The sequence below is a fragment of the Streptomyces sp. DG1A-41 genome, from assembly GCF_037055355.1.
GTDB lineage: Bacteria > Actinomycetota > Actinomycetes > Streptomycetales > Streptomycetaceae > Streptomyces.
Genome location: NZ_CP146350.1, coordinates 7,497,868 through 7,509,555 on the forward strand (window position 1 = coordinate 7,497,868; position 11,688 = coordinate 7,509,555).

Genomic DNA, 11,688 nt, shown 5'->3' on the forward strand with positions numbered 1-11,688 from the left:
AGGCCGGGATGGCCGGGCAGGACGGCGGGGTGGCCCGGCGCGGTTTCCTGCGCGGCGCGGCCCTCGCGGGCGCGGGACTCGCCGCAGGGGGTGCGGCCGCTCCTAGCACGGCCACCGCCGCGGCAACCCCCGCCGTCGCCCCGTTCCACGGCCCGCACCAGCAGTCGGTGCTCGCGGCACCGCGCCGGGTCAGCGCCTTCACCTCCTTCGACGTCACCGCCGAGAACCGCGCCGAGCTGACCGACCTGCTGCGCACGCTCACCGACCGCGCCCGCTTCCTGACCACGGGCGGAACACCGGAGCCGGTCGGCATCACCGGCCCGCCCGCCGATTCCGGCATCCTCGGCGACCGCCTGCCCGGCCGCGCACTGGCGGCGACCGTGGCCGTCGGCGCCGCGCTCTTCGACGACCGCTTCGGCCTCGCCGGGCTCAGGCCCCGCCGCCTGACCGCGATGCCCTCCTTCCCCGACGACGACCTTCAGCCGGACTGGTGCCACGGCGACCTCAGCCTCCAACTCCACGCCGACGACCCCGACACCGTGCTGCACGCCCTGCGCGACATCGCCCGGCACACCCGCGGCGGCATGCAGGCCCGCTGGCGCCTGGACGGCTTCAGCAGCCCGCCCCGCCCGTCCGGCACCCCGCGCAACCTGATGGGCTTCAAGGACGGCACCGCCAACCCGGACCCCACCGACGCCCGCGAGATGAACCGCCTGGTGTGGGTGGGCACGGGCACGGACGAACCGGACTGGGCGGCCGGCGGCAGCTACCAAGTGGTGCGGCTCATACGCATGCTGGTGGAGTTCTGGGACCGGGTGTCGCTGAGCGAGCAGGAGCGGATGTTCGGCCGCGCCCGCGAGTCCGGCGCACCGCTGGACGGCAACGCCGAGCACGACACGCCCGACTACGCCGGCGACCCCAAGGGCGACGTCATCCCCCTGGACGCCCACATCCGGCTCGCCAACCCGCGCACCACCGCCACCACCGGCCAGCGCATCCTGCGCCGGGCCTACAACTACGACCGGGGCACGGACAGCAACGGCAACCTCGACATGGGCCTGCTGTTCTGCTGTTACCAGCAGGATCTGGCGCGGCAGTTCGAGACGGTCCAGAAACGCCTTGCGGGCGAGCCGCTCACCGACTACATCAAGCCGTTCGGCGGCGGCTACTTCTTCGCCCTGCCCGGTGTGCGGGATTCCGCGGACTGGTACGGGCGCACTCTCCTCACCTGAACCTGTCTGGACAACTTCCCTGGCCGACCGGTCAACAAGCGGTCAAAATCAGGTCCTGTTTCCCTGACCCGGTGTTCACTCAGCCGCCACCATCCCTCCGTCGGCATGCCGTCCGACGGGCGGAGGATCCGTGGCCGTATGGCTCAATAACGATCTCGCCCGGAGGGTGAACGAGCATGGCCAGCAAGGCAAGCAGAACAACGATCCGGAGTCTGGGGGCGCTGGCGGGCGCCGCCGCGCTCACGGTCCTCGGCGGAGCGGCACCCACCTGGGCCGCCGTGCCCGCCGGCCACCACCAGGGCCACTCCTCGACGGCCACGCCCATCAAGCACGTCGTCGTCCTCTACGACGAGAACGTCTCCTTCGACCACTACTTCGCGACCTATCCGAAGGCCGCCGGCACCGACGGCACGAAGTTCGCGGCGTCGAAGAAGACCCCGAGGAACATCGACACCCTCGCGCACGCCGGGCTGCTGACGAAGAACCCCAACCAGTACGCGCCCAAGCGGCTCACCCCGTCCCAGGCCGTGACCTGCGACCAGAACCACTCCTACGGACCGGAGCAGTACGCCTACAACGGCGGCAAGGCCGACCAGTTCGTGCAGAACACCGAGGTCGACAAGTGCAGCGGCGGCCTGTTCGGCGAGCCGGGCCTGGTGATGGACTACTACGACGGCAACACCGTCACCGGTCTGTGGAACTACGCCCAGCACTACGCCCTCAACGACCGCTCCTTCAGCTCGGTCTACGGCCCCTCCACCCCCGGCGCCCTCAACCTGATCTCCGGCCAGACGCACGGCGTCATCTCCGTCGACCCGTCCACCGGCACCGAGAACCCCAAGCAGACCTCCACCCCGGACGCCTACACGGTCAAGTCCCCGGACGCCAAGGGCGTCGGCACGGTCATCAACGACCCCGACCCCGCCTACGACGACTGCGCCGGCAAGGACCACACCAGCACCAACGCGCTCGCGGCGATGCAGGGCAAGAACATCGGTGACCTGCTCAACGCCAAGAAGGTGAGCTGGGGCTGGTTCCAGGGCGGCTTCCGTCCCTCCACCGCGTGGAACGGCGACAGCGGCTCGTACGCCAAGTGCGACACCACGCACACCAACGTGGGCGGCGCCTCCGTGGTCGACTACAGCCCGCACCACAACCCGTTCGCATACTACAAGTCGACGGCCAACCCGCACCACCTGCCGCCGAGGAGCGTGAACGAGATCGGCCACAACGGCCAGGCGAACCACGACTACGACCTGACCGACTTCGACGCCGCGCTGAAGGCGGGCAAGCTGCCGTCCGTCAGCTTCGTCAAGGCCGCCGAGTACCAGGACGGGCACGCCGGCTACTCCGACCCGATCGACGAACAGCACTTCCTGGTCCAGCAGATCAACGCGATCCAGAGCTCGCCGCAGTGGAAGTCCACGGCGATCGTCGTCGCCTACGACGACTCCGACGGCTGGTACGACCACGTCTACGCCCCGCCGCGCAACGGCTCGACGGACACCGCCCTCGGTTCCAACGGCAAGGCCACCGACAGCCAGGCATGCCAGGCCGGTCCGGCCGCGTCCGGCGGCTACCAGGACCGCTGCGGACCGGGCACCCGCCAGCCGCTGCTGGTGATCTCCCCGTACAGCAAGGTCAACAAGGTCGATCACACCCCGACCGACCAGGCGTCGATCACCCGCTTCATCGAGGACAACTGGCACACCGGCCGTATCGGCGACGCGTCCTTCGACGCCACCGCGGGCTCCCTGGCGGGCATGTTCGACTTCTGGCACCCCAACAACAAGCGGGTGCTGCTGAACACGGACGGCTCGGTCAAGTCCGTCGGACCGATCCGGCGCGTGAGCCCGGTCGCCACGAGCATCACCCCGGGCTCGGCCATGCAGAACACCGCCGCGACCGACGCCTCGTCCTTCCCGGCCTTTCCGGTGGGCATCGCCGCGGGCGGTCTGCTGGCGGCGGGCGCTACGGGGACGTACCTGAGCCGGCGCCGCAGGCAGCGGGCATCGGTCTGACGCCATCGGCAAGACTCGGCGCGGCGCGGTCCTTCGGGCCCGCGCCGCGCCGAGCCGTCAGTCCCGTGGGTACGGTGGCTCTACGGGCGGCGACCGTGAGACGGCAGAAGGCGTGTCATGGCAGGCGAACCGGCCTTCTTCGAGCTCGGCGTGCACGATGCCGAACAGGCACGTGCCTTCTACGGGCCCTCTTCGGCTGGCCGTCCGAGCCGGGCCCGGCGGGCAACGGCTTCGCGATCGGCACGCACGGTGCTCCCGGCGGACTGCACGGCGGGGACGCCGGAGCCTCGCCGTATCTCTTCTTCCGGGTGGACGACGTGGATGCCGCCCTGGAGCGGGTCCGCGAGCTGGGCGGCAGCGTCGACGAGATTCCCGAAGGGGAGGAGTCCCCGCGGTCCGTGGCCGCCTTCGGCCGCTTTTCGTCTGTGCCGCGACGACCAGGGCTCGGCCTTCGGCCTGCACCAGCCCAAGGATCCTTGACCCGGGTTTTTGGTCCCACGGGCTGGTGGTGCACCTGTGCGGCTGCGGGGCTCAGCTCAAGGGCGGAGCGCCGAGGCGCGTGCCTTGTGCTGGGGCGGCAGCCGGTAGGAGCGCGCCACGGCGAGGAAGCACAGGACAGGCAGGAGGAGGGCGAGCGCGGCGGTGCCGATCAGACGGCCGAGCCGGAAGGGGCCGGTCGCCCGTGGTGCCAGTCGCGGGAGCGACGTCCTCCCACCTGCAGCTGCTGCTCGGCACCGGGCTGTGCGGGGCGCTGACGACGTACTCGACGTTTTCCTACGAGACGCTTCGGCTGGCCGAGGACGGGGCGAGGTTCTACGCCGCCGCCGATGTGATCGCCAGTGTGGTGGCGGGGCTGGGGGTGGCCTTCGTCGGGGCTGCCCTCGCGCACGCGCTGTGGGGCTGAGTATCCCCACAGCGCGTGGAGCGTGAGGCGCACGTCCGTCTGCGGCGGATGGCTCCCGGCAAGTGCCGGCAGCGTTCATGATGTACCGGTGGCCAACCGCATCAGCACAGCGATCTCCGTTGCCGGCGTGCTCACCAGCGTGATGCTGCTGGTCGGCGTTGTTCGGGAGTACCGGGCCGGGGCATCGGCTCTCTGGGTGGGGCTCGGAGCTGTGATCCTTCTGGCTGCCGTCGTGGCGCTCGTGCGCGACCTTCGCCGCTCGCGCGGTCCGAAGACGGCTCCACCCGAGGCATGACGACGCACGCCGCTGGTCACTCCGCGCGGTACAGGGCGAACGTGGTGAGTATCGCGGCGTGGTCCGACGGCCAGTCGTTGCCGGCGACGTCGGGCCAGGCGCGCGGGGTGCCGCTGACGACGGTGCGGGAGTCGCAGACCTTCAGGCCACGGCCGTTGTGGAGGACGTAGTCGATGCGGTCCTGGGGTTCGGGGCGGCCGCTGCCGTCCTCATGATCGGGGTGGATGGGGGACCAGGTGTGGCCGGGGTCGGTGGCCGGGCCGGGGTGGGCCTCGCGGTAGGAGTCGCGCAGGCCGGCCTTCTCGGCGGCTTTCGTCACCGGCCATTCGACGTCCGGCCAGTCCAGGTGCGAGGGAGTGTTGAAGTCCCCGGTGAGAATCACGGGCCGGTCGGCGCCGGCGGACTGCGCGATCCTGCGCAAGGTGTCCCGCATCTGTGCGAGCCGGACCTCCTCGTGGGCGATCAGTTCGGCCGCGCGGAGTCCGTCGAAGGCGGCCTCGTAGGGCCCGTACGGCGTGTAGTGGAGGTGGGCGGTCCAGACGTCCACCTCGTTGACCGCGTCGATGCGGATGCGGGCGCCCGCCGCGCCGTAGAAGCCGACGTGGGGGTCACCGAGGCCGGCGGTGATCGGGTGGCGGCTGATGACGCCGAGGTTCTCGCCCGCCGTGTGATGGTGCCAGCCGAGGGCCTCGGCGAGTTCCCGGGCCGCGGTGCCACCTGTTTCCTGCAGGCCCACGACATCGGCCTCGATGTCCAGGATGACCTTGAGCTGCTTGGCCCGGTGGTCGTCCACCTTCGTCCCGCCGTGCCAGAGGTTCCAGCTGAGCACGCGCAGTGCGTGAGGCAGCATGGCGCACAGCCGCTCCGGAGTGACTCCTTCGAGGCTGTCCAGCACCGTCCGCCCCGGCGCCGTGTCGATCGGCGCCAAGGAGGGCACCGCGAGCACCGCGCAGCCGGCGGCCTCGGCGGAGGTGACGCCGGTCTGGGTGTCCTCGACGGCCACGCAGCGGGCGGGGTCGGCGGCGAGGGCGTGGCAGGCGGCGAGGTAGGGGTCGGGGGCGGGCTTGGTGTACTCGGTGTCGTCGGCGGTGACGGAGACCGCGAAGCGGTGGGTGCCGAGGGCGGCGAGGACCGTGTCGGCGACGGCCCGGGGGGAGGCGGTGACCAGGGCGGTCGGGATGCCGTCACGGGCGAGGGCGTCGAGGAGGCCGAGGGCGCCGGGGCGGGGGACGATGCCGGTGTGGACTCGGTCGGTGAACTCCCGGTGCAGCGCGGCGGCGAGCTCGGTGGCCGGCCGGCCCGTGGCCGCGGCCAGCCATGCGGCGGTGTGCTCGACCGGCCGGCCGAGCACCGCCGGCTGGTCCGCCTCTGTCAGCGCCCGCCCGGCCACCTGTTCCACCGCCTCCCACCACAGCCGCTCGGTGTCGACGAGCGTGCCGTCCATGTCGAACAGGACGGCCTGGAGCGGGAGTCGAGTCACGGTTCTCTCTTTCACGTGGGGGGTCTTGTGCGATGAGCGTCAGCGTTCGGCCACCAGCACCGGCCGATCGGGCAGCGACATTCGTACGGCGGTCCCGGCGCCGAGCGCGGCGGCCTCGTGGGTGGGCAGGTCGACCTTGACCTCGGTGCCGTCCGCGAGCCGTACGGTGAGGCGGGTGGCCGCGCCGAGGAAGGCCGTGGCGACCACACGGGCGCCGCCGTGCTCGTCCGCAGCCACGTGGACCGCTTCCGGCCGCACCAGTACATCCACGTCCGCTGTCGCGGGTGCCTCCCCGTCGACGGGGAGCCGCTGCCCGAGGACCTCGACCGAGGTGCCGTGCAGCCGCCCGGGGATCCGGCTCATCGTGCCGACGAACTCGGCGACGAAGGCGGTGGCGGGACGGCCGTACAACTCGGCCGGGACAGCGCACTGTTCGAGTTTCCCGGCGCGCATGACCGCGACCCGGTCGGCCATGGACAGGGCCTCCTCCTGGTCGTGAGTGACGAACAGGGTGGTGATGCCGAGTTCCTGCTGAAGGCGGCGAATCTCCTCGCGCAGGGTCAGGCGTACCTTCGCGTCGAGCGCCGACAGCGGTTCGTCGAGCAGCAGCACGCGCGGGCGCAGGGCGAGCGCACGGGCGAGGGCGACGCGCTGCTGCTGCCCGCCGGAGAGTTGGTGCGGGTAGCGGTCACTCTTGTCGCCGAGGCCCACCAGGTCGAGCAACTCGGCGGCGCGGGAACGCCGTTCAACTGTCCTCACCTTGCGCATGCGCAGCCCGAAGGCGACGTTGTCGACGGCGTTGAGGTGCGGGAAGAGGCTGTACGACTGGAAGACCATCCCGGCGTCACGGCGGTGGGCCGGGACGCGGGTGACGTCCTGGCCGTCCACCAGCACCTCACCGGCGTCGGGCTGCTCGAATCCGGCGAGCATGCGCAGGGCGGTGGTCTTGCCGCAGCCGGACGGGCCGAGCAGCGCGAGCAGTTCGCCCGGCCGCACGGTCAAGTCGAGTCCGTCGAGGCCGACGGTGGTACCGAACTCGCGGCGCAGTCCGCGGAATTCGACGGTGGCAGCCTGGTTCGTGGCTGCCTTCTCGAGCGTGGTGGCGGTCATGTTCATCCCCGGGAGGAAGCGGTTCGGGTACGCCCGCCGACTCCGGCGAGCGCGAGGAGCAGTGCCCAGGTGACGAGCAGGCTGAGCACGGAGACGGCGACGGACAGCTGGGCCTGTGAGCCGCTGACGTTCACGATCCACACGGCGAACGGCTGGAAGCCGAGCAACTGGGCGACGGTGAACTCACCGAGCACCAGCGCCAGCGTGAGGAAGGAGGCGTTCAGCAGAGCCCCGCGCAGATTCGGCAGCACGGCCCTGAGCAGCGCCTGCGCCCGGCTCGCCCCGCAACTGCGGGCGGCCTCCACGAGGGTGCGGACGTCGATGGCGCGTAGCCCGGCGTCCAGCGCCCGGTACACGAAGGGCAGGGCCATCACGACGTAGGCGAGGACCAGTACGAACGGAAAGCTCGGGTTCTGGATCGCCACGAAGGTCTGGAACAGGGGGGTGCGCGAGAGGTGGTCGGGGCCCCACTTCAGGACGGTGCCGATGCCGGCGACGAACGCGATCGGCGGCACGACCAGCGGCAGGGCGCAGACCACCTCGACGATCGGCCGCAGCCGGGGCGCGCCGAGTCGGAGAGCGACCATGGCGGGCACCATCAGCACCAGGACGAGGGCGATGGTGGTGGCGGCGAGCTCCAGGGAGAGCAGCAGGCTGGAGGCGAAGCCGCCGGTGGAGATGATCCGGGTATAGGCGTCGAAGGTGATGCCCTGGTCCGGCACGTCGACCGTGAAGACGACGGACGCGGCCAGCGGAACGAGGAAGTACAGTCCGGCGCAGGCCAGGACGCCCCAGCGCCACAGGTTCAGGCGAGCCATCGCGCGCTCCTCCGTTGCAGGGGCAGGTACACGGCCATGACCAGGCCGGCGACGAGGACCATGTCGAGGCTGAGGGCGAGGGCCACGTTCTCCTGGCCGACCAGCACGTTCCCGGACAGCGCGTCGGCGATCTGCAGGGTGACCAGCGGGACGGAGCTGCCCACCATGGCAGCGGCGGTGGCGTACGCGGCGAAGGCGCTGCCGAACAGCAGGACGAACCCGCCGAGCAGCGAGGGCGCGAGCACGGGCAGGGCGACGTGCAGCCAGTACTGGAGAGTGGTGGCGCCGTTGTTGTGTGAGGCCTCGCGCCACTGGGAGCGCAGGCCCTCCAGGGCGGGGGTGGTGGTGAGGACCATCAGAGGGATCAGGAAGTACAGGTAGACGATCACCAGTCCCCAGAAGCTGTAGAGGTCCCAGCCCGCGTCCGCCAGCCCCAGGTGCCGGGTCAGCACACCCGCGTTGCCGAGCGTGGCGACGAAGGCGAAGGCCAGGGGCACGCCGCCGAAGTTGGCGAGCACTCCGGAGGCGGTGAGCACGGCCTCGCGCAGCGCACGGAAGCGGGAGGTCACCACGGCCTGAGCGAGCGGCAGTCCGACGGCGGCGGCGATGGCGGCGGACACGGCGGACAGCTTGACGCTGCCGAGCAGCGCGGTCAGGTACGGCCCGCGCAGCGAGGTGGTCATGTTGGCCAGGCTGTAGGACGCGGCACCGGTGGCCTGGTCCTTCACGCTGAACGCGCCGTTCAGCATGGCGACGGCGGGCAGCCCGAAGGCGATCGCCGTGAAGACGAGCAGCGGAAGGACGGCGAACAGTCCGGGGGTGCGGCCCCGCCGCTTCACCGAAGCGACGGGCACCGCACCGGCCCTCGGCAGGGTGGCGGTCATCCGGAGACGGCCTTCCCCCAGCCCTCGGCGAGGGCGGTCTTGGCCTTGTTCTGCTGGGCCTCGGTCGGGAAGGTGGGCGTACCGGTGACCTTGGGCAGCTTGGCGGCGGCGGCCTTGTCGAGGGTGCCGGCCTTCTCCATGGCCGCCATCAGCGCCGGGCGGGCGTATCCCTTGAGCCACAGGTTCTGGCCCTCGGCGCTGTAGAGGTACTCCTCCCACAAGCGGGCGGCTGCCGGGTGCGGGGCGTCCTTGTTGATGGCCTGGGAGTAGTACTGGGCGAACTTGCCGTCGCTCGGGACCGTCACCTTCCAGTCCAGCCCCTTGGAGTTGAACTCGTCGGCGTACCCGGCGTTGAGGTAGTCCCAGTCGATGCTGATGGGCGTCTCGCCCTTCTCGACGGTGGCCGGGGTCGACTCGACGGGTGTGTAGTTGCCGTTCTTCTTCAGCTTGGCGAAGAAGTCGAGTCCGGGCTGGATGTCGTCGAAGGAGCCGCCGTTCGCGAGCGCGGCCGCGTACACCCCGGCGAAGGCCGACCCGGACTTGGTGGGGTTGCCGTTGAGGGCGACCTGCCCCTTGTACTGCGGCTTGAGCAGGTCGGCGAAGGTGGTCGGGCACTGCTTGACCCGCTTGGCGTCGCAGCCGATGGAGATGTAGCCGCCGTAGTCGTTGTACCAGCGGCCCTGCGCGTCCTTCTGACCCTCGGGGATGTCGGCGAAGCCCTGCACCTTGTACGGCGCGAGCAGCCCCTGCTGGGCCGCGCTCAGCGCGAAGGAGCTGCCGAGGTCGAGGACATCGGGCGCCCGGTCCTGGCCCTTGCGCGAGGTGACGGCGTTGATCTCGTCCTGGCTGGCAGCGTCCGGGTTCTCGACCTCCACCTTGATGCCGTACTTCTTCTGGAAACCGTCGATGAGGGCGCCGTAGTTGGCCCAGTCGCGGGGCAGCGCGATGGCGTGCAGCGTGCCCTCCTTCTTCGCCGCGGCGACCAGCTTGTCCATCCCGCCGAAGTCGGCGGCGGAGGCGGCAGTCGCGGCGCTCTTGCCGTCGGCGCTGGTCGACGCATTGTCGGGGGCGGCGCCGCAGGCGCTCAGGGCGAGGGCGGCGACGGCGGCGAGGGAACCGCCCAGGGCGGCTGTTCTCGGCAGGGACACGGACACGGCTGCTCCAGGGGGACGCGCGCGGAATCAGAAGGCGTGGAGGACTTGTCTGAACAAGTTGGCCCCAAGTAGGCCCGCCGTAGATGTCCTGGCCGTGAACTCCGGCACAAGGTTTCCCCTAGATTTGCTTGCCCTCCCACCAGGCACGGCCCCCTGCCGGATCTCGGCTAGGCTGCTCACCCTGTGCACAGCGGCCGACTCAGAGGGGACGCATGACGGCGCGACACGAGCAGATCGCCGACGAACTGCGGCGGGCGATCGACCGCGAGGAGTACACCGTCGGCAGCCGGCTGCCCTCCGAGACGGAACTCGCCGCCCACTACGGCGTCTCGCGCGGCACGGTCCGCCAGGCCGTCGCGGCCCTCACCGCCGAGGGCCTCATCGGCTCCCGGCAGGGCGCCCGCCGCGTGGTGCTGGCCAGCCGGCGCAGCCAGAGCTTCGCCGAGCTGCGCAGCTTCGCCCAGTGGGCGCGCGCGATGGGCCACGAGGCGACGGGGCAGGTGATCGCCCAGCAGTACCGGCCGGCGACGGCCGAGGACGCCGTACGTCTGCAACTCCGGGAAGGAACTCCGGTGTTGGGTGTCCTGCGGTTGCGGGGCCTGGACGGCGAACCAGTACTGCTGGAACGCACGGTGTACGCGGACTGGATCTCCCCGGCCGTCCAGGCGATCGAGCCCGACTGTCCCTCCGTGACCCAGCGCCTCTACGACGACACAGGCCTGGTCTTCGCCTACGGTGAGCACGTCATCGACGCGGTCGCGGCCGGCGCCCAGGACGCCGAACTGCTCGGCATCCGCCGTACGAGCCCGTTGCTGAGGGTCCGCAGGATCACGACCACGCGCGAGGGGCGCCCGGTGGAGTGGTCGGACGACCGCTACCGCTCGGACGCCGTGAGCTTCAGTGTGCACAACTCGACCGGGAGCAACGCGCTGGCGCGCAACACGTCGGATTAGCGAAGGAGCCGCTTCGGACCCGCAGGAAATGCCGAAGGGCGGCACCGCGCCGTGCTGTGACTGGCGCGGTACCGCCCTCGCACAGTGAGGCGTTACTTGATGCAGACCAGGCGGTCGGTGGTGATGGTGGGACACCCGCTAGAGACCTTCAAAGGCCGGCGTTACGGCGGCTGAAGGTCCTTTGCCGGGGTTCCCGTCGGCGCGACTGCGCCCAACACGCGGAGCGGACTGGTGTGGAGTGCTTCAGCTGCCTCCTCGCTGGACATCCGGCCGGCGCCGACCTCGCCGCCCGCAGCGTGGCCAAGGTTGATGGTGACAGCGACGAGCCAGTCCGGTGAGAGTCTGCCGTCGAATTCCCCGGTCGCCTGACCGCGCTGGATCACCCGCTTCAGCCGGTCGGCGACCGGCGCATGGCGTTCGGGTCGGTGTGCGCATCAGTGGGCAGCAGGCTGATCTTCTGGAGCAGGACAGGTTATCGCCCGGCTGTCCGGTTGCTGGCGTCGAGTAGTCGCAGCAGTGCATCCGCAGCAGGTCCTGCGTCAAGGTCGGCGGCGTCCATCGCGGCGAGGTTGGGGATCGATGCTCTGATTGGCGAGCGGACCCGGGGGCATCGCGACCTGGACTTGATGCATCGGAAGGATCACGAAGCCGCTGTCATGGCAGCCTTGTCCGGCATGGGTTTCGCAGAGAGCCTGGACTGGCGGCCCATCCGGTTCGTCGTAACGGATCTGGACGGCCGAGACATCGACCTTCACCCGCTGGTCTTCGCCGAGGACGGCTCAGCATGCCGAGAGCCGCGGGCCGGTCGCCGCCCCTGGGCGACCGGCCCGCGGACCT

The 11,688-nt window shown here is 70.8% G+C and carries 9 protein-coding genes and 2 pseudogenes; 6 read left to right on the top strand and 5 right to left on the bottom strand.

Annotated elements, in window-relative coordinates; translation table 11 throughout:
* Positions 1-8 precede the first annotated feature (8 nt).
* The 4 genes and pseudogenes from efeB (at position 9) to V8690_RS34920 (ending at position 4,452) form a co-directional block, all read left to right on the top strand.
* Complete coding sequence (efeB, locus tag V8690_RS34905) at positions 9-1,232, top strand: iron uptake transporter deferrochelatase/peroxidase subunit (RefSeq protein WP_338785556.1); 1,224 nt, start codon at positions 9-11, stop codon at positions 1,230-1,232.
* Positions 1,233-1,408: 176 nt separating this feature from the next.
* Positions 1,409-3,253: an alkaline phosphatase family protein gene (locus tag V8690_RS34910; RefSeq protein ID WP_338784059.1), complete on the top strand. Its 1,845-nt coding sequence runs from the start codon at positions 1,409-1,411 to the stop codon at positions 3,251-3,253.
* A 694-nt stretch (positions 3,254-3,947) separates the two neighbouring features.
* Positions 3,948-4,157: pseudogene (locus V8690_RS34915) on the top strand (CrcB family protein); the annotation flags it as partial.
* Between the two features lie 88 nt (positions 4,158-4,245).
* Positions 4,246-4,452 (top strand): hypothetical protein, encoded by a 207-nt coding sequence (locus tag V8690_RS34920; protein WP_338784060.1) that lies wholly within the window; start codon positions 4,246-4,248, stop codon positions 4,450-4,452.
* A gap of 16 nt (positions 4,453-4,468) precedes the next feature.
* On the opposite strand, the gene V8690_RS34925 is transcribed toward V8690_RS34920, so the two are convergent.
* The 5 genes from V8690_RS34925 to V8690_RS34945 are packed head-to-tail and all read right to left on the bottom strand — an operon-like array spanning position 4,469 to position 9,898.
* Positions 4,469-5,932 (bottom strand): HAD-IA family hydrolase, encoded by a 1,464-nt coding sequence (locus V8690_RS34925; protein ID WP_338784061.1) that lies wholly within the window; start codon positions 5,930-5,932, stop codon positions 4,469-4,471.
* 39 nt (positions 5,933-5,971) lie between these two features.
* Positions 5,972-7,042, bottom strand: a complete 1,071-nt coding sequence (locus V8690_RS34930; RefSeq protein ID WP_338784062.1) for an ABC transporter ATP-binding protein — start codon at positions 7,040-7,042, stop codon at positions 5,972-5,974.
* Between the two features lie 2 nt (positions 7,043-7,044).
* A complete protein-coding gene (locus V8690_RS34935) occupies positions 7,045-7,860 on the bottom strand; it encodes an ABC transporter permease subunit (RefSeq protein WP_338784063.1) in 816 nt (271 codons plus the stop codon).
* Positions 7,848-8,744, bottom strand: a complete 897-nt coding sequence (locus V8690_RS34940) for an ABC transporter permease subunit (protein ID WP_338784064.1) — start codon at positions 8,742-8,744, stop codon at positions 7,848-7,850. The genes V8690_RS34935 and V8690_RS34940 overlap by 13 nt, the downstream gene beginning before the upstream one ends.
* Positions 8,741-9,898 (bottom strand): extracellular solute-binding protein, encoded by a 1,158-nt coding sequence (locus V8690_RS34945; RefSeq protein ID WP_338784065.1) that lies wholly within the window; start codon positions 9,896-9,898, stop codon positions 8,741-8,743. The genes V8690_RS34940 and V8690_RS34945 overlap by 4 nt, the downstream gene beginning before the upstream one ends.
* Positions 9,899-10,110: 212 nt before the next feature.
* On the opposite strand from V8690_RS34945, the gene V8690_RS34950 reads away from it, so the two are divergent.
* Together V8690_RS34950 and V8690_RS34955 are read left to right on the top strand one after the other, a co-directional pair.
* Positions 10,111-10,851, top strand: coding sequence for a GntR family transcriptional regulator (locus tag V8690_RS34950; RefSeq protein ID WP_338784066.1), 741 nt, complete (start codon positions 10,111-10,113; stop codon positions 10,849-10,851).
* Between the two features lie 572 nt (positions 10,852-11,423).
* A pseudogene (locus tag V8690_RS34955) lies at positions 11,424-11,642 on the top strand (amino acid transporter); the annotation flags it as partial.
* Positions 11,643-11,688 lie beyond the last annotated feature (46 nt).